Genomic DNA, 22,203 nt, shown 5'->3' on the forward strand with positions numbered 1-22,203 from the left:
CGGGCAGGGGCATGACGGCGAGGGTCCGCTCCGGTTATGGTCGCAGCGGCGCGACTGCCTTGACGTGTGCAAGGCCAGGAAGCAAGGGGAATGCAAGGTGGCGGACGCTGCTGTGGATCGGACCCCGCGTGTGCTCATCGCGGCGGACAAGTTCAAGGGATCGCTGACGGCCGTCCAGGTCGCGGAGCGGGTGACGGCCGGACTGCGCCGGGCCGCGCCGCACGCCGAGATCGAGTCGCTGCCCGTGGCGGACGGCGGCGACGGCACCGTCGACGCGGCGGTCGCGGCCGGATTCGAGCGCCGCGAGGTGCGCGTCGCCGGACCACTGGGCCACGAGATCACCGCCGCGTTCGCGCTGCGCGGGCGGACCGCGGTCGTGGAGATGGCCGAGGCGAGCGGGCTGCAACGACTGCCCCGGGGCGTCTTCGCGCCACTGTCGTCCTCGACGTACGGCACCGGGGAACTCCTGCGCGCCGCGCTGGACACCGGCGCCGACACCATCGTCTTCGGTGTGGGCGGCAGCGCGACGACGGACGGCGGAGCCGGCATGCTCTCCGCGCTCGGCGCGTGCTTCCTCGACGCGGCGGGCGAGCCGGTGGCTCCCGGCGGTGCCGGTCTCGGCGAGCTGGCCAGGGCCGACCTGTCCGGCCTCGACGACCGGCTCGCCGGGGTCGACCTGGTCCTCGCGAGCGATGTGGACAACCCGTTGACCGGCCCCGGGGGCGCGCCCGCCGTCTACGGCCCGCAGAAGGGCGCGGGTCCCGACGACGTGGCGGTGCTGGACTCCGCCCTCGCCCATTTCGCCGGTGTCCTGGAGAAGGAGATCGGACCGGGGGCCGGCGGGTACGCCGCCGCGCCCGGCGCCGGTGCGGCGGGCGGGGTCGGCTACGGGGCTCTGGTCCTCGGTGCCCGCTTCCGGCCCGGGATCGAGGTGATGCTCGACGTGCTCGGCTTCGCGGCGGCGCTGGAGCGGGCCACGCTGGTGATCACCGGCGAGGGCTCGCTGGACGAGCAGACCCTGCACGGCAAGGCGCCCGCCGGGGTCGCGGCGGCCGCGCGGGCCAGGGGCAGGGAGGTCGTCGCGGTCTGCGGCCGTCTCGCGCTCCCGCCCGAGGCGCTGGGCAGGGCCGGTATCCGGCGGGCGTATCCGCTCACCGAGGCCGAGCCCGACATCGCGACCTGCATCGCCGACGCCGGCCCGATCCTGGAACGGGTGGCGGAGAACATCGGGCGGGACTTCCTGATCTGAACCGCCCGGTACGGGTCACGGGGGCACCGGGGTTCACCGTGCCGGACCCGCCCCCGTGCCCGCCGGGGTGCCCGCCAGCCGGTAGGCGTCCAGGGCCAGGGTCATCTCGATCAGGTCGCGGGGGCGGGCCAGTTGGCGTGAGGTCAGCTGTTCCAGCCGGCGCAGGCGGTTGAAGACGGTGTTCCGGTGGCAGTACAGACGTCCCGCCGCGCGCCCGGCGGACCCCTCGCAGGCCAGCCACATGTCCAGCGTCTCGATCAGCACCGCCCGGTCGCCGGGTTCGAGTTCGAGCAGCGCGCCGAACACCTCCGACACCAACTGCCCCGCCAGCTCCGGCTGGCTCACGACCAGCGCCGTGGGCATCCGCTGATCCAGGCGTACGACACCGGTCGCGTCCGGCGGACAGGTGCGCAGTGCCAGCTCGGCCCACCGCCGGGCCCGCCCCAGCTCGCCCAGCCCCGACACCACCGGACTGATGCCGCCCGGCCCCGAACGGCGTCCGTCCAGCAGCCGGGCCACCCCGTCCAGACCCTGCCCGGCGTCCAGCGCCACCACCGCGATCTCGCAGTCGGCCCGCATCCGCCAGATGAACCGCAGCCCCGCGCCCAGCACCGGCCGGACGCGGACGTCCCGTCCGTCGTGACGCTCGGCCCGCAGCACCACGACGGCGTACGGTCCGTGCTCGGGCAGATCGAGCCCGGCCGCCGCCCGAGCGGCGAGCCCCGGTGCCTGCCGGCCCTCAAGCAGGGCGTCGAGCAGCGCCTGCAACTGCTCGTCGGTGCGCCGCCGCAGCTCCCGTTCCGTGGCGAGATAGGACTCCGAGGCGGTCGCGGCCTGCGCGTCCACGGCCGACCACACCATCGTGGCGCACCGCATGAGCACCCCGAGCCGCTCGGGCTCACGGGCGGCCGCGCCCTCCATCAGCGCGTCCCACACCAGATAGCCCGCGGCCCGGTAGGCGTGCACGAGGAGTTCGAGCGGCAGCCCCTGCTGGGCCCGTCTGCGGCCCGCCTCCTCGGCGTGCTCCAGATCGCGGCGCGGTGAGTCCCGCGGCGCGAAGATCGCCTTGATGCCGATGCGCATCGCGGTCTCCGCCTCCCGCCACTGCTGGTCGTACGGCAGCACCTGTCCGTAGACGGGGGAGTACTCGGTGAGCTGCCTGACGTGCTCGTCGACGAGCTCGGGCAGCCGTTCCAGCAGAGCCGCACACGACTCCGCGAGCAGCTTCCAGTCATGACCGGTCCGCGGTCTGCGCCCTCCCATGGCCGGAGGATGCCACCGGGACCCGGGGTCGCACAGGCCCCTGACACGCGGTGTTGTGCGCGTGCACAACGGGCGGGTGCCACCGGTGGGCTCCCGCCGCGTATCGGCCGCGGCCCGTGGACGGGGGTGTCCGCCGGTGCTGAGGTGAGCGCCACACCGAGCGAGGACAAGGGAGATGCCATGGGCGGTTCCGCTCTGCTGGTGCGGGAACTGTCGGTCGGATACGGCCCCGTACGCGCGCTGCGCCATGTGTCGCTGGAGGTGCCCGAGGGAACGGTGGTCACGGTCCTCGGCGGCAACGGCGCGGGCAAGTCGACGCTGCTGCGGGCGGTGTGCCGGACCCTCTCCTTCCACGGGGGAGCGGTGACCGGCGGCACGGTCACCCTCGGCGGACGTCCGCTCGACCGACTGCCGCCGGACCGGGTGGTGGCCGCCGGCGTGTCCCAAGTCCCCGAAGGACGAAGGGTGTTCAGCCGGATGACGGTCGCGGACAATCTGCGTGCCGGAGCGCTCGGCGGCACCGGCGGGCGCTCCGGCCGGGCGCGTGCCCTGCGGCGGGTGCACGAGCTGTTCCCCGTTCTCGCCGACCGGGCCGAGCAGCGGGCCGGGCTGCTGTCCGGCGGGGAGCAGCAGATGCTCGCCGTCGGCCGGGCGCTCATGGGCGCCCCGAAGGTGCTGCTGCTCGACGAACCCTCCCTCGGGCTGGCCCCGTTGATGGCCGCCCGGATCGCCGACACCGTGCGGGAGATCAACGAGCAGGGCACCTCCGTCCTGCTCGTGGAACAGAACGCCGCCCTCGCCCTGCGGCTCGCCTCGACCGCCTATGTCCTGGAGGTCGGCGAGGTCACCCTGTCGGGCCCGGCGGCCGAACTCGCCGCCTCCGACGAGGTGCGCCGCCGCTATCTCGGCGTGGTCGACGAGGAGGCCGCGGCCGACGGCGAGGCCACCTCCCACGGGCTCTTGTCCCTGTCCCGCTGGAAGGGGTGAACCCGCCGTGGAAGAAGGCGACTTCACCGCGGCCCGCCCGGTGGTCCCGGCAGAATCGGTGGTCCCGGCAGACCCGGCAGACCCGGCGGTCCCGGCCGACCTGGCGGACCGGGCCGACCCGGCGACCGCGGGGGCCCGTGCCGCGGATCGGGCAACCGCCGTGGGCCGTAAGGCCGTTCAGGAGAGCGGGCCCGACGGCATCCCGGCGCTCGACATCCGCGACGTCACCGTCCGCTTCGCCGGGCTGACCGCGCTCGACGCGGTGAGCTTCACCGTGCGGCCGGGCACCGTGCACGCCCTCATCGGCCCCAACGGCGCCGGGAAATCGACCTGCTTCAACGTGCTGTCCGGTGTGTGCCGGCCCGCCGCCGGAAGCGTCCGCCTCGGCGGGCACGAGCTCACCGGCCTGCCGCCCCACAGGATCGCCGGGCTCGGGGTGGCCCGCATCTTCCAGAACCTCGCGCTGCCCCCGCACGCCACCGTCGAGGACTGTCTGATGCTCGGCCGCCACCGGCTGACCCGCGCCGGATTCCTCGCCGCCGGGCTGCGGCTGCCCTCGGCGGCCCGCGAGGACCGGCGCCACCGTGAACGTGTGCGCGAGATCGCCGCGTTCGTGGGCCTGGAGCGACAACTGGGGAAGCCCGCCGGTTCGCTCCCGTACGGACAGCAGAAGCTCGCCGAGCTCGCCCGTGCCCTGTGCATGGAACCCCGGGTCCTGCTCCTGGACGAACCCGTCGCCGGCATGACCGCCGACGAACGGCGCCGTACCGCCGCGGTCGTCGCGGGGGTCCGCGACAGCCTCGGCATCTCGATCGTGCTCGTCGAACACGACATGGGGGTGGTGATGCGGCTCGCGGACGCGGTGACCGTACTCGACTTCGGGCGCCGGATCGCCGACGGCGCCCCGGCGGACGTACAGAACGATCCGGCGGTGGTACGCGCCTATCTCGGCGAGCGCGGCGACCCGGAGGAGGACATCTCATGAGCACCTTCGCCGAACTCCTGCTCAACGGACTGTCGTTGGGCTCCGTCTACGCCCTCATCGCGCTCGGGTTCGTCGTCATCTTCCGGGCCACCGAGGTCGTCAACTTCGCGCACGCCTCCCTGCTGCTCGCGGGCGGCTATGTCACCGCGACCCTCCACGACGACCTCGGCTTCTGGCCCGCCCTGCTCGCCGGGGTCGCGGGCGCCGCCCTGGTCGGGGCCGCCGTGGAGTTCCTGGTGATGCGCCGCTACCGCGGCTCCGACCAGAGCGTCCTGGCGATCGTCACCATCGGCGTGGACATCCTGCTCACCACCGAACTGACCCGCCGGATCGGCACCGACGTCCTGGCGCTGGGCGACCCCTGGGGCGACGCCGTCCTCACCGTCGGACCCGTCTCCGTCGCCCACACCCGGATCGCCGCCTTCGTCACGGCGTCGCTGCTCATCACGGTCTTCCTGCTGGCCTTCCGGTACACCTCCTGGGGCGTGGCGATGCGCGCCGCAGCCGAGAGCCGGGAGACCGCCGCCCTGATGGGCGTCCGGCTCGGCCGGGTGTCGCTGGGGGCATGGGCGGTGGCGGGCGCTCTCGCGGCCGTCGCCGCCCTGTTCCTGACCGTCTTCCCCACCCCCGGACTGGAGCGCGCCACCTCGCTCGCCGCGCTCAAGGCGTTCCCGGCGGCGATCCTCGGCGGCCTGGACTCCACGACCGGCGCGCTGGTCGGCGGACTCCTCGTCGGCGTCACCGAGTCCCTGGCCACCGGCTACCAGAGCGACCTCACCTTCCTCGGACGCGGCCTCGGCGATCTCGCGCCCTACGTGGTGATGGTCGCGATCCTGCTCATCCGGCCCGCCGGGCTGTTCGGCACGAAGGAGCTCGCCCGTGTCTGAGGTCCTCACCCACGACGGGCCCGGCAGCGCGTCCCGCCCCGCCCGCCGGCGCCCGGTCCGGCTGCCCGCCGCCCGGACCGCCACCGGGGCCGCCTGTGCCGTCCTGCTGCTCGCGCTGCCCTTCTACGTCGACCGCTTCTGGCTGGAGGCCGGACTGTTCGCGATGGCCGCCGCGATCGGCGCGATCGGCCTGAACCTCCTGACCGGTGCGACCGGGCAGCTCTCCATGGGGCACGCCTTCTTCCTCGCGGTCGGCGCCTACGGCTACTGCGTGTTCGCCGCCGACGGCGGCGGCGGGCTGACCGGCCTCGGACTGCCCGCCTGGCTCGCCGCCGTGCTCGCCGTGGCCGTCTCCGGGATCGCCGGGGGCCTGTTCAGCCCGATCGCCGGACGGCTGCGCGGTGCCTACCTCGGTATCGCCACGCTCGCCCTGATCTTCATCGGCCAGCACGTCCTGTTCAACGCCCGGGTTCTGACGGGCGGCTTCAACGGCCGTGACGTTCCGCCGCTCAGCCTCTTCGGCCTCACCTTCGACGACCGCGAGCTGCTCGTCGCGGACGTGCCCTTCGGTTCGGCCGAGAAGCTCTGGTACGTGGGCCTGCTGCTGGTCCTGGGCTGCGCCCTGTTCGCCCGCGGGGTGCTGCGCGGACGGCCGGGCCGGGCCATGAACGCGATCCGCGACCACCGGATCGCGGCCGGGGTGATCGGCGTGCCCGTGGCCCGCTACCGGGCCGGGGTCTTCGTCCTGTCCTCGATGTACGCCGGCCTGGCGGGGGTGCTGCTCGCCCTGGTCTTCCAGCGCACGGTGCCCGACTACTTCGGGATCACGCTCTCGCTCGACTACCTCGCCATGATCGTCATCGGCGGGCTCGGCTCGGTCGCCGGGGCGGTGGCCGGGGCCGTGTTCGTCTCGCTGCTGCCCCAGCTGCTGACCCGCTACAGCGACAGCCTGCCGCTGGTCTCCGATCCGGGTACGGGCGGTATCGCGCCCGGCGAGGCGGCCCGGTACCTGTACGGCGCCGCCGTCGTGGCGGTGGTGCTCTTTCTTCCGGGCGGCCTGGTCAGGGTGGCCGCCCGGCTTCGCGTCACGCCCCGTCCCGGGGCACGCGTCACGCCCCGTCCGGGGTCCCGCGTCACGCCCCGTCCCGGGGCCACCGAAGGGGAGGAACGATGAGAACCACACACACCGCGAAGCTGGCCGCCGGAGCGCTGGCCGCCCTGCTCGTGCTGGCCGGGTGCAGCTCGAAGGCCCGGCACGACGACGGCGACAAGGCAGGCGCCGACGGGGTGAGGACCGGCCAGGGGATCTCGGGGAAGACCATCAGCCTAGGGGCGCTCACCGACATGAGCGGTGTCTACGCGACGCTCGGCAAGAGCGTCACCCAGGCCCAGCAGCTCTATGTGAAGCAGACCAACGCCGCCGGCGGCGTCTGCGGCTACAAACTGGCGCTGACGGTCCGCGACCACGGCTACGACCCGCAGAAGGCCGTCTCCGGCTACACGGAGCTGGCGCCGAAGGTGCTGGGCTTCACCCAGTTCATCGGCTCGCCGTTCGTGGCGGCCGTCAAGCAGCGCATCGACGGCCAGGACAAGGGTCTGGTCCTGCCGCAGGCCTGGTCGGCGACCCTGCTGGGCAGCCCGTACATCCGGCCCATCGGCTCCACGTACGACATCGAGACGATCAACGCGATCGACTTCCTGATGAAGGAGAAGGGGCTGAGGAAGGGCGACAGCATCGGCCATGTCTACTTCGAGGGCGACTACGGGGAGAACGCCCTGACCGGCTCCCGGTACATGGCGAAGCAGGCGGGGCTCAAGGTCGTCGAGCAGAAGATCAAGCCGACCGACAACGACATGACCGGTCAGGTCGTCGCGCTGAAGAAGGCAGGGGTGAAGGCCGTCGTGATCAGCGCGGGCCCGCGGCAGGCGGCCTCGCTCGTCGGGGTCGCGGCGGCCCTGAAGTTCGATGTGCCGGTGATCGGCAACAACTCGGCGTTCGCCCCGCAGCTCCTGGCCACCGCGGCGGCCCCGGCCCTGGAGGCGAACTTCTACGTGGCCAATCCCTCGCTCCCGATCGGCGCGGACACCCCGAAGGCGAAGCGGCTGGTCGCCGACTACCGGGCCGCCTATCCGAAGGACGCCCTGGACAACGGCGTGGTCGCCGGCTGGACGGCCGCGTCGGCGTTCGGCGAGGCGCTGAAGAAGGCCTGCGCGGCCAAGGACCTCACCCGTGAGGGCGTCGACAAGGCCCTGCTGACCATCGACGCGTTCGACCCCGGATTCGGCGTCTCCCAGAACTTCACGGACCCGAAGTCCGCGTCGTCGAAGGAGAGCGTGATCCTCCAGCCGGACAAGAACGCGGTCGGCGGGATGAAGGTCGTCCGTGAGGCGGAGACCTCGTCCGTCGCACAGGGGTACACACCCGGCGCCTGACCCCGGCGCGCGCCCGGTGCCCGATCCTCCGCGCCCCGGACAGACGCAAGGGCCCCGAACCGTGCGGTTCGGGGCCCTTCGACGTACTGCGGGGTGTTACGGGAGCTGCGCGGCTCGCGCCTCGCGGCGGTTGCCCCGGAAGTTGTTCACCCGGCGGGCCGTGGCGAACAGCGGGATCACCGCGCCCATCACCAGCTGAAGCGCGCAGCCGGTCTGGAGGAGCAGCTGGCCGCCCGGGGCGTCGAACGCCCACGCGGCCAGGAGCCCCATCGAGAGCACGATCCAGGAGAGCATCGCGACCGCGAGGCGGCCCCGCGGCTTGGGGTACTCGACCCGGCTCACCATCAGCCAGGCGGTGCCCATGATCGCCATGAGCGTGGCGACGAAGGGCAGCTCCAGCAGGATGATCGAGACGACCGTGAGCGCGCCGAACGGGCTCGGCATGCCCTGGAACGTGCCGTCCTTCACCGTGACGCAGGAGAATCTCGCGAGCCTGAGGACCACGGCGAGCAGCACCACGATCGCTCCGACCGCCGCCACCTTCTGGTACGCGTCGTCCGCGACCATGCCGTACACGAGCACGAAGTAGGCCGGCGCGAGACCGAAGCTGATCAGGTCGGACAGGTTGTCCAGCTCGGCGCCCATGGGGGAGGAGCGCAGCTTGCGGGCCACCAGACCGTCGAACAGGTCGAAGATCGCGGCGCAGAGCATCAGGATCACGGCCGTGGCGGCGGAGTGACGGGCCATGCCCGACTCGTCGCTGCCCGTGAGATGCGGGATCAGGATGCCGGTGGTGGTGAAGTACACCGCCATGAAGCCGCACGTGGCGTTGCCGAGTGTGAGCGTGTCCGCTATCGAGAGGCGGAGCGAGAGAGGCATCTCCTCCTCGTCGTCCAGCTCATCGGCCTCCGGCACCCAGCCGGCCTGTGTCTCGGGATCAATCACGGTCAATTCGAGTCACCCCAGCCACGGTCTTCTGACCGACCTCCACGTCGACCTCGACACCCTCGGGGAGGTAGATGTCCACGCGCGAGCCGAAGCGGATCAGACCGATCCGGTCACCCTGCTCGACCTTCGTCCCCTGGGGGATGTACGGCACGATGCGACGGGCGACGGCGCCGGCGATCTGGATCATCTCGATGTCACCGAGCTCGGTGTCGAAGTGCCAGACGACGCGTTCGTTGTTCTCGCTCTCCTTGTTGAACGCCGGGACGAACCCACCGGGGATGTGCTCGACCGAGGTCACCGTGCCGGAGAGGGGCGCGCGGTTGACGTGGACGTTGAGCGGGCTCATGAAGATCGCGACGCGGGTGCGTCCGTCCTTCCACGGCATGATGCTCTGCACCACACCGTCGGCGGGCGAGATGACCCGGCCCTGCGTGATCTCACGCTCGGGGTCGCGGAAGAACCACAGCATCCCGGCTGCGAGCGCAGTGACGGGTACGGCCACGGCCTTGGCCGCGCCGGAACGGCGCGAACGGGCCAGGCTGAGTGCTGCGGTGGCAACGGTCGGGAGAAGCCACGGCGATGCTCCGCGCGCGAGGCGGACCCGGCCGCGAGGTGCAGAGGTTTGGCTGTGGGGCATGGATGACCTTCGTAGCGGATGATGCCGCGCTCGAACGGGGGACGGCGGCTTTCACGCGATCGTACCGGTCGCAGACCGCAACTGGGCAAGCCAAGATGCGGAGTCGACGGCTGAAGAGAGCTGACGGGGTGTGATCTTCTTCGCGATGAAAACACCCCGAACCCGGACATCTAGCCCTGGAGTCGATACTCTTCGAGCAGCCGGCGCCCGATGATCATTTTCTGGATTTCGGCGGTACCTTCGCCGATCAGCAGCATCGGCGCCTCACGGTAGAGGCGCTCGATCTCGTACTCCTTGGAGAAGCCGTAGCCGCCGTGGATCCGGAACGCATCTTCCACGACCTCTTTGCAGTACTCGGAGGCGAGGTACTTCGCCATCCCTGCTTCGAGGTCGTTTCGTTCCCCGGAGTCCTTTTTGCGAGCTGCGTTCACCATCATTGCATGGGCGGCCTCGACCTTGGTAGCCATTTCGGCCAGCTTGAACTGGATGGCCTGATGCTGGGCGATCGCCTTGCCGAAAGTGTGACGTTGCTGGGCGTATGAGACGCCGAGCTCGAATGCGCGCTGTGCGACACCGCAGCCACGGGCCGCGACGTTGACCCGGCCGACCTCGACTCCGTCCATCATTTGGTAAAACCCTCGGCCGGTGGTGCCGCCGAGGACGCGATCGGCCGGAATGCGCAGTCCGTCCATGATGAGTTCGGTGGTGTCGACCCCCTTGTAACCCATCTTGTCGATCTTGCCGGGGATGGTGAGGCCGGGGCGGACCTCTCCGAAGCCGGGCTCCTTCTCCACGAGGAAGGTCGTCATCGACTTGTGGGGTGCCGTGCCCTCGGGGTGTCCTTCGTCACTCCGGACGAGAACGGCCACCAGATTCGATGATCCACCGTTCGTCAGCCACATCTTCTGGCCGTTCAGGACGTACTCGTCGCCGTCCTTCACCGCCTTCGACGTGATCGCCGACACATCCGAGCCGAGCGCCGGCTCCGACATCGAGAAGGCGCCACGCGTCTCACCGAGCGCCATGCGCGGCAGGAAGTGGTCCTTCTGCTCCTGCGTTCCGTGCTGCTTGAGCATGTACGCCACGATGAAGTGGGTGTTGATGATGCCGGAGACCGACATCCAGCCGCGGGCGATCTCCTCGACGCACAGCGCGTACGTGAGGAGGGACTCGCCCAGACCGCCGTACTCCTCGGGGATCATCAGCCCGAAGAGGCCGAGCTCCTTGAGGCCGTCGACGATCGCTTGCGGATACTCGTCGCGGTGCTCCAGCTCGGTGGCAACCGGGATGATCTCCTTGTCCACGAAATCGCGGACCGTGGAGAGGATCTCCTGCTGGACGTCGGTCAGACCGGCGGTCTGGGCGAGTCGCGCCATGACTACTTCTCCGTCTTCTTTTCCGCGGGTGCGGTGAGTTCGGGCCGGCCGGGCTGCTCGCCGCCGCGCTCCTTGATGTACGTCTCGGTGGGGACCATCACCTTGCGGCGGAACACGCAGACCAGCGTGCCGTCCTGCTTGTAGCCCTTGGTCTCGACGTAGACGATCCCGCGGTCCGACTTGGACCGGGAGGGCGTCTTGTCGAGGACCGTGGTCTCGCCGTAGATCGTGTCGCCGTGGAAGGTCGGCGCCACGTGCTTCAGTGACTCGACCTCCAGGTTGGCGATCGCCTTGCCCGAGACGTCCGGCACGGACATGCCCAGCAGCAGCGAGTAGATGTAGTTGCCGACGACGACGTTCTTACCGAAATCGGTCGTCTTCTCCGCGTAGTTGCTGTCCATGTGGAGCGGGTGGTGGTTCATGGTCAGCAGACAGAAGAGGTGGTCGTCGTACTCCGTGACCGTCTTTCCGGGCCAGTGCTTGTAGACCGCCCCGACCTCGAACTCTTCGTAGGTGCGTCCGAACTGCATGGTGCTCAGGCCTCCGGGGCTTCGAACGAGGTGGTGCGCCGCATACCGGCGGCCCGGCCCTTGCCCGAGATGACGAGCGCCATCTTGCGGCTGGCCTCGTCGATCATCTCGTCGCCGAGCATCGCGGAGCCCTTCTTGCCGCCGGCCTCGGACGTGTAGTAGTCGTACGCGTCGAGGATCAGCTCTGCGTGGTCGAAGTCCTCCTGCGAGGGGGAGAAGATCTCGTTCGAGGCCTCCACCTGACCCGGGTGCAACACCCACTTGCCGTCGAAGCCGAGCGCGGCGGCGCGCTGGGCGACCGCGCGGTAGCCGTCGATGTTGCGGATCTGGAGGTAGGGGCCGTCGATCGCCTGGAGGTTGTTGGCGCGGGCGGCCATCAGGATCTTCATCAGGATGTAGTGGTAAGCGTCCGCCGGGTAGCCGGGCGGCTGCTCACCGACGACCAGCGACTTCATGTTGATCGACGCCATGAAGTCGGCCGGGCCGAAGATGATCGTCTCCACGCGCTGCGAGGCGGTGGCGATCTCGTTGACGTTGTTCAGACCCTGGGCGTTCTCGATCTGCGCCTCGATGCCGATCTTGCCGACCTCGAAGCCCATCGTCTTCTCGATCTGCGTCAGCAGGAGGTCGAGCGCCACGACCTGCTGGGCGCTCTGGACCTTCGGCAGCATGATGCAGTCGAGGTTCTGCCCCGCGCCCTCGACGACCGTGACGACATCGCGGTACGTCCACTCGGTCGTCCAGTCGTTCACGCGCACGACCCGGGTCTTGCCGGTCCAGTCACCCTCGTTGAGGAACTTGACGATGGTGTGCCGGGCGTCGGGCTTGGCCAGCGGCGCGCACGCGTCCTCCAGGTCGAGGAAGACCTGGTCCGCGGGGAGGCCCTGGGCCTTCTCCAGGAAGCGGGGGTTGCTTCCGGGGACCGCGAGACAGGAGCGCCTGGGACGCAGACGGTTGACCGAAGGAAGGTGTGCGGCGGAGCCGCTCCCCAGAAGGGTGGTGCTGGGAGACGGGTGGGCGGTCATGCGGGGACCTCCAGGGGGTCGAGCTTGTTCGCTTTGCGGATCTCGTCGACGATACGGCCGATGATTCCGGTGATGTCGAAGTCCTTCGGGGTGAAGACCGCGGCCACTCCCGCGGCCCGCAGCTGTTCGGCGTCCGCGTTCGGGATGATCCCGCCCGCGATCACCGGAACGTCCTCCGCGCCGGCCGCGCGCATCTTCTCCAGGACGTCCGGCACGAGCTGGGCGTGCGAGCCGGACAGGATGGAGAGGCCCACGGCGTGCACGTCCTCGGCCACGGCCGCGTCCACGATCTGCTCCGGGGTGAGCCGGATGCCCTGGTAGACCACCTCGAAGCCGGCGTCACGCGCCCGCACGGCGATCTGCTCGGCGCCGTTGGAGTGCCCGTCAAGGCCCGGCTTGCCCACCAGGAACCGGAGGTTGCCGACGTTCAGGTCCTTCGCGGTCAGCTCCACCTTGCGGCGCACCAGGGCCAGAGCGGTGCCCTCCTCGGCGGTGACCGCGACGGGCGCGGACGAGACACCGGTCGGGGCGCGGAACTCGCCGAACACCTCGCGCAGGGCCCCGGCCCACTCGCCGGTGGTGACACCGGCGCGGGCGCACTCCAGGGTGGCCTCCATGAGGTTGGCGGTGCCCTTCGCGGCCTCCTTCAGCTTCTCCAGCGCCTTGCACGGACGCGGGTGGTTGAAGGGCGGCTGGTACCGCGTGTCGCGCCAGGTCCCCAGCGCGGAGATCACCCGGGCCTCGACCGCGGGGTCGACCGTCATGATCGCCGCGTCCAGGTCCGCCGTGAGCGGGTTCGGCTCGGTCGACTGGAAGACGTTGACACCGACGATCTTGTCGGTGCCGCCCTCGATACGGCCCCGGCGCTCGGCGTGCGAGGAGACGAGCTGCGACTTGAGGTAGCCGGACTCGACGGCCGCCATCGCGCCGCCCATCTCCTCGATCCGCGCGATCTCGGCCAGCGACTCCTCCACGAGGGCGGTCACCTTGGCCTCGATGACGTGCGAGCCCTCGAAGATGTCCTCGTACTCCAGCAGGTCGCTCTCGTGCGCCAGCACCTGCTGGATGCGCAGCGACCACTGCTGGTCCCACGGGCGCGGCAGACCGAGCGCCTCGTTCCAGGCGGGCAGCTGGACGGCCCGCGCGCGGGCGTCCTTGGACAGGGTGACGGCCAGCATCTCCAGGACGATCCGCTGGACGTTGTTCTCCGGCTGCGCCTCGGTCAGACCGAGGGAGTTGACCTGGACGCCGTACCGGAAACGCCGCTGCTTGGAGTCCTCGATGCCGTACCGCTCACGCGTGATCTTGTCCCAGATCCGCCCGAACGCCCGCATCTTGCACATCTCCTCGATGAAGCGGACACCCGCGTTCACGAAGAAGGAGATACGGGCCACGACCTCGCCCTTGCGGTCCTCGGCGATCTGCCCGGACGCGAACACCGCGTCCAGGACGGCGATCGCGGTGGACATCGCGTACGCGATCTCCTGGACCGGCGTGGCTCCCGCCTCCTGGAGGTGGTAGCTACAGATGTTGATCGGGTTCCACTTGGGGATGTGGTTGACCGTGTACGTGATCATGTCCGTCGTCAGACGGAGGGAGGGCACCGGCGGGAAGACGTGCGTCCCCCGCGAGAGGTACTCCTTCACGATGTCGTTCTGGGTCGTGCCCTGGAGCTGGGTGATGTCCGCACCCTGCTCCTCGGCGACGACCTGATAGAGCGCCAGCAGCCACATGGCGGTGGCGTTGATGGTCATCGAGGTGTTCATCTGCTCCAGGGGGATGTCCTGGAACAGCCGCCGCATGTCACCGAGGTGCGAGACCGGCACGCCGACCCGGCCGACCTCGCCGCGGGCGAGGATGTGGTCGGGGTCGTAGCCCGTCTGCGTCGGCAGGTCGAAGGCCACGGAGAGCCCTGTCTGCCCCTTGGCGAGGTTACGCCGGTACAACTCGTTGGACGCCTCGGCCGTGGAGTGGCCGGCGTACGTGCGCATGAGCCACGGCCGGTCCTTCACTCTTTGCCCCTGCTCGGACACCCTCTGCCCGTCGGCTGTCTGACGCTCTGTCATGGTGGACCTCAGACGTTCCGGAAGCGGTTGATGGCGTCGATGTGCTGGGCGCGCTTCTCGTTGTCGCGGACTCCCAGGCCCTCCTCGGGCGCCAGCGCGAGGACGCCGACCTTGCCCTGGTGGAGGTTGCGGTGCACGTCGTAGGCGGCCTGCCCGGTCTCCTCCAGGGAGTAGACCTTGGAGAGCGTCGGGTGGATCTTGCCCTTGGCGACGAGCCGGTTGGCCTCCCAGGCCTCGCGGTAGTTCGCGAAGTGCGAGCCGATGATCCGCTTCAGCGACATCCACAGGTAGCGGTTGTCGTACTCGTGCATGTAGCCCGAGGTCGAGGCGCAGGTGGTGATGGTGCCGCCCTTGCGGGTGACGTAGACCGAGGCGCCGAAGGTCTCGCGGCCGGGGTGCTCGAAGACGATGTCGATGTCCTCGCCGCCGGTGAACTCGCGGATGCGCTTGCCGAAGCGCTTCCACTCCTTCGGGTCCTGGGTGGTCTCGTCCTTCCAGAACTTGTAGCCCTCGGCGCTGCGGTCGATGATCGCCTCGGCGCCCATCGAGCGGCAGATGTCCGCCTTCTGCTCGCTGGAGACGACACAGATCGGGTTGGCGCCGCCGGCGAGCGCGAACTGCGTGGCGTACGAGCCCAGTCCGCCGCTCGCGCCCCAGATCAGGACGTTGTCGCCCTGCTTCATGCCGGCGCCGTTGCGGGAGACCAGCTGCCGGTAGGCGGTGGAGTTCACCAGGCCCGGGGCGGCGGCCTCCTCCCAGCTCAGGTGGTCCGGCTTCGGCATCAGCTGGTTGGACTTGACGAGCGCGATCTCGGCGAGGCCGCCGAAGTTGGTCTCGAAGCCCCAGATGCGCTGCTCGGGGTCGAGCATCGTGTCGTTGTGGCCGTCGCTGGACTCCAGCTCGACGGACAGACAGTGCGCGACGACCTCGTCGCCGGGCTTCCAGGAGTTGACTCCCGGGCCGGTGCGCAGGACGACGCCCGCGAGGTCCGAACCGATGATGTGGTACGGGAGGTCGTGGCGCTTGCTGAGGTCGCTGAGCCGCCCGTAGCGCTCCAGGAAGCTGAAGGTCGACACCGGCTCGAAGATCGACGTCCAGACCGAGTTGTAGTTCACGGAGGACGCCATGACGGCGACCAGGGCCTCGCCCGGACCGAGCTCCGGCACCGGCACGTCGTCCAGGTGGATCGACTTGCGGGGGTCCTTGTCGCGGCTGCTGAGCCCGGCGAACATCTCCGTCTCGTCCTTGTGCACGGTGATCGCGCGGTAGGACTCGGGGAGCGGAAGAGCGGCGAAGTCGGCGGACGTGGCCGTCTGCGACTGAATCGCGTCCAGGATTTCCTTCACGGTGTTGCCTCCGGCGATACGCGTTCCGAGGGAGAAACGCTGAGGGGTACGTCGGTGCTGCTGCTGAGGGGTGTGCCGTCGGTCCGGCGGAGGTGGTGCTGTGGCAGCGCTGTGGTTGGCGCAGGAGGTTGCCTGTGACGCAGGCGTCCGGGCGCGCAGGCCATGGGGCTTGCGGGGACAGCCGGCGTACGCATGGTCTCTGCACGCCGGCCGCCCGGACTCCTTCAACGTATGGCACGCCGTGTCACCTGACAAGGCACGGAGTGCCAGAAGTTGCGCTCAGGTGAAATCTTTACGTAACACGTGAGCGATGATCGATCAGATCGGCAGGCAAAACGCTCAAAGCAGGGCACAAAAAACGCCGGACACGCTCGAAGCGAGCGTGTCCGGCGTGCGGTCGGAGAAAGGGGCCGTCCTCGGGTGGCCGGCCGCTACGACCGTTCCTTGAGGGCTTGTTCGATGGTGCGCATCACCTGGTCCAGCGGAGCGTCGACCCGGGCGACGGTCACCAGGACGTCCCCCTCGGTGAAGGACGAGGCCGGCGCCGTTCGCGGCGCGGTCTCCCGTCCCGCGCCGATCCCGGTGCCGAAGGTCTTGCGGACGATGGCGAAGGCGTGGTCCAGCTGGGACTCCACGTCGCCCTGGCCGCCGGCCCGCAGCCAGCGCCGCAGGACGTGGTTGTGGGCCGTGACCACGGCCGACGCGGCCACCTCCGCGAGCAGCGGATCGTCGTTGGCGTCGTCGTCGTGCGCGTGCTCGTCGAAGTGGCCGAGGAGGTAGCGGGTGAAGAGCCGCTCGTAGCGGGCCACCGAGGCGATCTCGGCCTCGCGCAGCGTCGGCACCTCGCGGGTCAGCTTGTAGCGCGAGACGGAGATCTCCGGCTGGGCCGCGTACATCCTCATGACTTCCTTGATGCCGCGGCACACGGTGTCGAGCGGATGCTCGTGCGCGGGGGCCGCGTTGAGCACCGCCTCGGCCCGGATCAAGGTGTCGTCGTGGTCGGGGAAGATCGCCTCTTCCTTGGAGCGGAAGTGGCGGAAGAACGTGCGGCGGGCCACGCCGGCCCGGGCCGCGATCTCGTCGACGGTGGTCGCCTCGTACCCCTTGGCGGCGAACAGCTCCATGGCCGCGGCCGCCAGTTCCCGGCGCATCTTGAGGCGTTGGGCCGCCGCGCGACTGCCCGCGGCGCTCTCCGGCGCGTCGGGCGTGGCTGGCGTGCGTGAGGACCTGGCGGGCTGGGGCATGCCCCGAACGTACTGCATGTGCGCAGGGGAGCGCGCATGTCCGGGGATCCCCCCGCCCGGGAAGGGCGGGGGGTGTCCGGCGTGGCCCAGCAGTCCGCCCCAGTCGGCGTCCTCCGCGAACCGGTCGCCCGTGTCCTCAGCGGCGGGCATATTCGCGGAAGCCGCGGCCCGTCTTGCGGCCGAGGCAGCCCGCGGCCACCAGGTGCTCCAGAAGCGGCGCGGGGGCGAGACCGGGGTCCCGGAACTCGCGGTGCAGGACCTTCTCGATGGCCAGCGAGACATCGAGCCCGACCACGTCGAGCAGCTCGAAGGGTCCCATCGGGTAGCCGCCGCCCAGCTTCATCGCCGCGTCGATGTCGTCCAGCGAGGCGTAGTGCTCCTGCACCATCTTGATCGCGTTGTTCAGGTACGGGAACAGCAGCGCGTTCACGATGAAGCCGGCCCGGTCACCGCAGTCCACCGGGTGCTTGCGGATCTTCGTGCAGACCTCGCGCACGGTGGCGTGCACGTCGTCCGCGGTCAGCACGGTCCGCACGACCTCGACGAGCTTCATCGCCGGGGCCGGGTTGAAGAAGTGCATGCCGATGACGTCCTGCGGGCGCGAGGTGGCGCGGGCGCAGGCGACGACCGGCAGCGAGGAGGTGGTGGTGGCGAGGATCGCGCCGGGCTTGCAGACCTTGTCGAACGTGCCGAACAGCTGCTGCTTGATCTCCAGGTCCTCGGCGACCGCCTCCAGCGCGAGGTCCACGTCCGCGAAGTCGTCGTAGCTGCCGGTCGGCGTGATCAGGTCCAGGGTCTTCGCCGCGGCCTCGGCCGTCATCCGGCCCTTGTCGACGGAACGGGCCAGCGACTTGCCGATCCGGGCCTTGGCCGTCTGCGCCTTCTCCTCCGTACGGGCGGCGAGGACGACCTCGTACCCGGCCTTCGCGAAGACCTCGGCGATCCCGGAGGCCATCGTGCCGGAGCCGGCCACACCCACCGAGCGGACCGTGCGTCCCTCCGCCAGGACGGCGCCCTCCAGCGGCGTCAGCGCGTCCCGCACGACGGCGTCGCTGCCCGGGGCCTCGTACGAGTAGAAGCCGCGGCCGGACTTGCGCCCGGTCAGGCCCGCCTCGCTGAGCTGCTTGAGGATGGGCGCGGGGGCGTGCAGGCGGTCGTGCGACTCGGAGTACATCGCCTCCAGGACGGTCCGCGCGGTGTCCACGCCGATCAGGTCAAGCAGCGCGAGCGGCCCCATGGGCAGTCCGCAGCCGAGCTTCATCGCCGCGTCGATGTCCTCGCGGGAGGCGTACTTCGCCTCGTACATCGCGGCGGCCTGGTTGAGGTAGCCGAAGAGCAGTCCGTCGGCGACGAAACCGGGGCGGTCGCCCACCGCGACCGGCTCCTTGCCGAGCTCCAGGGCCAGATCGGTCACCGCGGCCACGGCCGTCGGCGCGGTCAGCACCGAGGAGACGACCTCGACGAGCTTCATCGCGGGCGCCGGGTTGAAGAAGTGCAGGCCGAGGACGCGCTCGGGGTGGGCCGAGTCGGCCGCCAGACGGGTCACGGACAGCGCGTTGGTGCCCGTGGCGAGGATCGCCTCGGGGCGCACGACGGCGTCGAGCGCCCGGAAGACCTGCTGCTTGATGTCGTACGACTCCGGGGTCACCTCGATGACCAGATCGGCGTCGGCGGCGGCCGCGAGGTCGGTGAAGGTGCGGAAGCGGGCGAGGGCGTCGGTGCGCTCCGCGTCGCTCAGGTGCTCGCGGCGCACGGCGCGGGCGGTGGAGGCTTCGAGGGTGGCCACGGCCTGGGCGGCCGCGGCCTCGCTGATGTCGATGCCGATCACGTCACGGCCGGCCCGGACCAGGACCTCGGCGATGCCGGTGCCCATGGTGCCGAGGCCGACGACGGCGACGGTCTTCAGCGGGGACAGAGGGGTGTCGGACAGGGGAGTGGCCATCGCGGGACTCCAGAAATTGGTGACGACTGAGGAGCGCACGCGGGTACGCCGACAGGCGCACACCGTGCGGAGGTTGCGGGTGTTTCCGGGCTGACGAGCGCACACGCCCGGTGCCGTCCCCGAGCGCCGTCGAACGGGCGCCCATGGGGGTGAAAGCCGACCGGCCCTGTCCCGGAGCCATGCCGTACTGAGAGGTACCTGAAGTACCGAACCGACTGCTCTCACGGTGGCTGCGTCACCAGGCCACCGAGAGGTGAGACACGAGTGGGTAACTCGCTCGTCTGAGCTTAACCCGCCGGTAACGAGCGCGCCAGCCCCCGACTTTGTGATGTACGTCCCCGCACCTCACGGGCTTGCCTAAGCTCGGCCCCATGGACGAAGCGTTGCGATCACTCACGGAGCGTCTGCGCGCCGAGGCCGGGGCCGGATCCTCGGCGGCCTACGAACGTCTGGCGGGGACGGAGGATCCCGATGTGCTGGCCGCGGCGCTGACCGAGCCCGGACAGCCGCTCTGGGCGCGGGAGTTGGTCGCCTTCCGGCTCGGCACCGCGGGGGACCGGCGGGCCTTCGAGGCGCTCGTCCTGCTGCTCAACCACCGCGATCCGCAGCGCTGCGCGTCCGCCGCCCAGGCCCTGGCCCGGCTCGCCGACCCGCGCACCGCCCGCGCCGCCGCGGCACTCGCCACCAACGAACTGCGCGTCGCGTACGCGCTCCAGCCGGTACGGCTCCTGGTCGAACTGCGCGCGCCCGAGGCCGTGCCCGCGCTGATCACCACCCTGGAGCGCAGGCTGCGCCCGCACGACCCCTACCGCAAGGTCGCCCTCGCGTGCGCGGAAGGTCTCGGCGTCCTGGGCGACACCCGCGCGCGAGGGGTCCTGAACGAGGCACTGGCCCACCCGGCGCTCGCGGAGACGGCGGTGCGCGCGCTCAACCGGCTGGCCGGGGCCCACCGGGCCTAGAACGTGTCCGCCGCCCTAGGGTCTGCGGGCCGGGCCGCCGTTCGTGAGCACGCGCGCGTAGCGCAGCTCGGGCACCGCGACGCCGGCCACCTCGAAGGGCTCCTCGGCGCCGTCGGGGCCGAACCCGGCTCTCTCGTAGAAACGGCGGGCCGAGGTGTTCTCCTCCAGGACCCACAGCAGCATGCGCTCGTGTCCGGCGGCCGAGCAGCGGTCCACCGACTCCCGCAGCAGGGCCTGCCCGATCCCCTGGCCCAGCGCGTCCGGGTGGACATAGATGGCGTACAACTCGACGTCCCCGGAGCGGACTTCGGCGTCCCGGTGCGGGCCGTGGCAGGCCCAGCCGACCACCGATCCGGCGCGCTCCGCGACCAGGTTCACGACGGACCCGTCGTCCTGCCGGAGGCGGTCGCGCCGCCGCGCCGCGTCCTCGGCGACGCTGAGTCTGTCCAGATACGACTGCGGCATCAGGCCCCTGTACGCGGCCTGCCAGCCGCGCACCCGGATCTCCGCCACGCGCGCGCAGTCGGCGAGGGTCATCTCACGGACCCCCAGCCTGTCGGGGGCGGTCGTCGGCTCGTTCATGGGTCCATCGTGGACCATGGGTCCGACAACGCCCCCGACGGGCGTGCGTGCGGCGGAGGTTCAGCCCCGGTAGCCGAGCAGTCCGTGCAGCGTCGAACCCCGTGAGGAGGAGGACGCGGCCTTCGCCGTCAGCGGCTTCGGGTCGGGCAGCGTCTGGCACACCGCGTCGGCCTCACCGCTGCCGCGCGGCACGGTGCCGTCGGTCAGATAGGCGGCCAGGTACTTGTCCAGGCAGGCGTTGCCGCTCAGCGTGATGCCGTGGTTGCCGCCGCCCTGCTCGACCACCAGGCTGGATCCGCGCAGCTGGTGATGGACGTTCACCCCTCCCTCGTAGGGCGTGGCCGCGTCGTTCGTCGCCTGGAAGAGCAGCGTCGGCGGCAGGTGGCGGTTGGAGATGTCCACCGGCTGGAGCGAGTCCGTGGGCCAGAACGCGCACGGGGCGTTGTACCAGGCGTTGTTCCAGGCCATGAACGGCGCCTTGTCGTACACCGCCCAGGTGTCCCGGCGCCACCGGCGCCAGTCGCGCGGCCAGGACGCGTCACGGCACTGGACCGCCGTGTAGACGCTGTAGCCGTTGTCGCCCGACGCGTCGACGGCCCCGAAGTTCTCGTACGCCTCGACGAGCGCGTCCGAGTTCTTGTCGTTCGCATAGGACGCGAACGCCTCGGCGAGGTAGGGCCAGTAACCGTTGTAGTAGCCGCCCGGGATGAAGGTGTCCTCCAGCTCGGAGGCGCCCACCTTCTTCTGCGCGGGGTTCTTGGCGAGCGCCGCGCGCATCGCGTACCACTTGGACTCGACCACGGACGGGTCGGTGCCGAGCTTGTAGGCGGCGTTGTTCTTGGCGACCCACGCCAGGAACGCCAGATGGCGGTCGTTGAAGGCGTAGTCCTGGCCGATGTTGTCGTCGTACCACACGCCGTCGGGGTCGACGATGGAGTCGAGGACCAGTCTGCGGACCCGCTGCGGGTAGAGCTTGGCGTACACGGCTCCCAGGTAGGTGCCGTACGAGTACCCGAAGTAGTTGATCTTCTTGGCGCCCAGGGCGGCGCGGATCGCGTCCATGTCACGAACCGCGCTCACCGTGTCGAGGTACGGCAGCAGCTTCGCGTACTTCGTCCGGCACGCCTCGGCGAAGTCCTCGGCGCGGGCGAGGTTGGCCTTCTCGACGGCCCTGGAGCTCGGCACGGTGTCGGGACGGACCGGCTTGAAGTGGCCCGGCTTGCAGTCCAGCGCGGGCCTGCTCGCGCCGACCCCGCGCGGGTCGAAGCCGATGACGTCGTACTGCGCCGCCACGGCCTTGGGCAGCGCGGAGGCGACGAAGCCGGCCAGGGTGAGCCCGCTGCCGCCGGGCCCGCCCGGGTTCACCAGCAGCGGCCCCTGGAACGTCTTCGCGGTGTGCGGGACACGGGACAGGGCGAGGGTGATCCGCTCGCTGTAGGGGTTCGTATGGTCGAGCGGCACCTTCAGGGAGGCGCATTGGAGCGTCGGGTAATCGCTGGTGCCGCACTTCTTCCAGACGGGTTTCGCGGTCCGGGTGGTGCGCGGTGCGGCGGCGGGGCCGGTGCTCGCGTCGGCGGGGATCGAGGTGATCATCCCGGCCAGCACGACGGCCGCCCCGCACAGAGCGGCTGCGCGTTTTTTCACAAGGCCTCCCAGGACGGAGGATTCTGAGCCGTGCACGCCACGGCCTTCGCCGTATCGTGCCGGAGGGAGGTCCTGGACGAACGTGTTCCGGTGAGACTCG

At 70.5% G+C, this 22,203-nt stretch carries 19 protein-coding genes; 7 read left to right on the forward strand and 12 right to left on the reverse strand.

The window, feature by feature from the left end:
- Positions 1-130: 130 nt before the first annotated feature.
- The gene (locus tag ACZ4AA_RS24110; protein ID WP_467606628.1) at positions 131-1,249 is read left to right on the forward strand and encodes a glycerate kinase; all 1,119 of its coding nucleotides are present in this window, start codon (positions 131-133) and stop codon (positions 1,247-1,249) included.
- A gap of 33 nt (positions 1,250-1,282) precedes the next feature.
- Here the strand turns inward: ACZ4AA_RS24110 and ACZ4AA_RS24115 are convergent, their stop codons facing one another.
- Positions 1,283-2,512 (reverse strand): PucR family transcriptional regulator, encoded by a 1,230-nt coding sequence (locus tag ACZ4AA_RS24115; protein WP_467606288.1) that lies wholly within the window; start codon positions 2,510-2,512, stop codon positions 1,283-1,285.
- 180 nt (positions 2,513-2,692) lie between these two features.
- On the opposite strand from ACZ4AA_RS24115, the gene ACZ4AA_RS24120 reads away from it, so the two are divergent.
- The 5 genes from ACZ4AA_RS24120 to ACZ4AA_RS24140 all read left to right on the forward strand — a co-directional run bounded on the left by ACZ4AA_RS24120 (position 2,693) and on the right by ACZ4AA_RS24140 (position 7,804).
- On the forward strand, positions 2,693-3,499 hold the full coding sequence (locus ACZ4AA_RS24120; RefSeq protein ID WP_467606291.1) for an ABC transporter ATP-binding protein: 807 nt from the start codon (positions 2,693-2,695) through the stop codon (positions 3,497-3,499).
- A gap of 199 nt (positions 3,500-3,698) precedes the next feature.
- Positions 3,699-4,484, forward strand: a complete 786-nt coding sequence (locus ACZ4AA_RS24125; RefSeq protein ID WP_467606630.1) for an ABC transporter ATP-binding protein — start codon at positions 3,699-3,701, stop codon at positions 4,482-4,484.
- On the forward strand, positions 4,481-5,371 hold the full coding sequence (locus ACZ4AA_RS24130; RefSeq protein ID WP_467606295.1) for a branched-chain amino acid ABC transporter permease: 891 nt from the start codon (positions 4,481-4,483) through the stop codon (positions 5,369-5,371). The genes ACZ4AA_RS24125 and ACZ4AA_RS24130 overlap by 4 nt, the downstream gene beginning before the upstream one ends.
- A gap of 61 nt (positions 5,372-5,432) precedes the next feature.
- Positions 5,433-6,545: a branched-chain amino acid ABC transporter permease gene (locus tag ACZ4AA_RS24135; protein WP_467606634.1), complete on the forward strand. Its 1,113-nt coding sequence runs from the start codon at positions 5,433-5,435 to the stop codon at positions 6,543-6,545.
- Entirely contained in the window at positions 6,542-7,804 is a 1,263-nt protein-coding gene (locus ACZ4AA_RS24140; protein ID WP_467606301.1) for an ABC transporter substrate-binding protein, read from the forward strand. Before ACZ4AA_RS24135 ends, ACZ4AA_RS24140 begins: the two co-directional genes overlap by 4 nt.
- 96 nt (positions 7,805-7,900) lie before the next feature.
- On the opposite strand, the gene pssA is transcribed toward ACZ4AA_RS24140, so the two are convergent.
- The 9 genes from pssA to ACZ4AA_RS24185 all read right to left on the reverse strand — a co-directional run bounded on the left by pssA (position 7,901) and on the right by ACZ4AA_RS24185 (position 18,918).
- Positions 7,901-8,719: a CDP-diacylglycerol--serine O-phosphatidyltransferase gene (pssA, locus tag ACZ4AA_RS24145; protein ID WP_339135874.1), complete on the reverse strand. Its 819-nt coding sequence runs from the start codon at positions 8,717-8,719 to the stop codon at positions 7,901-7,903.
- 22 nt (positions 8,720-8,741) lie between these two features.
- A complete protein-coding gene (locus ACZ4AA_RS24150; protein ID WP_328552592.1) occupies positions 8,742-9,389 on the reverse strand; it encodes a phosphatidylserine decarboxylase in 648 nt (215 codons plus the stop codon).
- 170 nt (positions 9,390-9,559) lie between these two features.
- Positions 9,560-10,765: an acyl-CoA dehydrogenase family protein gene (locus tag ACZ4AA_RS24155; RefSeq protein WP_467606307.1), complete on the reverse strand. Its 1,206-nt coding sequence runs from the start codon at positions 10,763-10,765 to the stop codon at positions 9,560-9,562.
- A gap of 2 nt (positions 10,766-10,767) precedes the next feature.
- Positions 10,768-11,295 (reverse strand): MaoC family dehydratase, encoded by a 528-nt coding sequence (locus tag ACZ4AA_RS24160; RefSeq protein ID WP_261705053.1) that lies wholly within the window; start codon positions 11,293-11,295, stop codon positions 10,768-10,770.
- Positions 11,296-11,300: 5 nt separating this feature from the next.
- Positions 11,301-12,320: an HpcH/HpaI aldolase/citrate lyase family protein gene (locus tag ACZ4AA_RS24165; protein WP_467606314.1), complete on the reverse strand. Its 1,020-nt coding sequence runs from the start codon at positions 12,318-12,320 to the stop codon at positions 11,301-11,303.
- Positions 12,317-14,386, reverse strand: coding sequence for a protein meaA (locus tag ACZ4AA_RS24170; protein ID WP_467606318.1), 2,070 nt, complete (start codon positions 14,384-14,386; stop codon positions 12,317-12,319). Before ACZ4AA_RS24170 ends, ACZ4AA_RS24165 begins: the two co-directional genes overlap by 4 nt.
- Positions 14,387-14,394: 8 nt before the next feature.
- On the reverse strand, positions 14,395-15,732 hold the full coding sequence (gene ccrA / locus ACZ4AA_RS24175) for a crotonyl-CoA carboxylase/reductase (RefSeq protein WP_467606321.1): 1,338 nt from the start codon (positions 15,730-15,732) through the stop codon (positions 14,395-14,397).
- A 431-nt stretch (positions 15,733-16,163) separates the two neighbouring features.
- Positions 16,164-16,976, reverse strand: a complete 813-nt coding sequence (locus ACZ4AA_RS24180) for a TetR family transcriptional regulator (RefSeq protein ID WP_467606324.1) — start codon at positions 16,974-16,976, stop codon at positions 16,164-16,166.
- Positions 16,977-17,112: 136 nt separating this feature from the next.
- Complete coding sequence (locus ACZ4AA_RS24185) at positions 17,113-18,918, reverse strand: 3-hydroxyacyl-CoA dehydrogenase family protein (protein ID WP_467606328.1); 1,806 nt, start codon at positions 18,916-18,918, stop codon at positions 17,113-17,115.
- A 371-nt stretch (positions 18,919-19,289) separates the two neighbouring features.
- On the opposite strand from ACZ4AA_RS24185, the gene ACZ4AA_RS24190 reads away from it, so the two are divergent.
- On the forward strand, positions 19,290-19,877 hold the full coding sequence (locus ACZ4AA_RS24190; protein ID WP_467606332.1) for an adenylosuccinate lyase: 588 nt from the start codon (positions 19,290-19,292) through the stop codon (positions 19,875-19,877).
- Between the two features lie 15 nt (positions 19,878-19,892).
- Here the strand turns inward: ACZ4AA_RS24190 and ACZ4AA_RS24195 are convergent, their stop codons facing one another.
- Positions 19,893-20,459: a GNAT family N-acetyltransferase gene (locus ACZ4AA_RS24195; protein WP_467606334.1), complete on the reverse strand. Its 567-nt coding sequence runs from the start codon at positions 20,457-20,459 to the stop codon at positions 19,893-19,895.
- Between the two features lie 60 nt (positions 20,460-20,519).
- On the reverse strand, positions 20,520-22,103 hold the full coding sequence (locus tag ACZ4AA_RS24200) for an alpha/beta hydrolase (protein WP_467606338.1): 1,584 nt from the start codon (positions 22,101-22,103) through the stop codon (positions 20,520-20,522).
- Positions 22,104-22,203: the final 100 nt, after the last annotated feature.

The organism is Streptomyces sp. NPDC024698, from assembly GCF_055559015.1.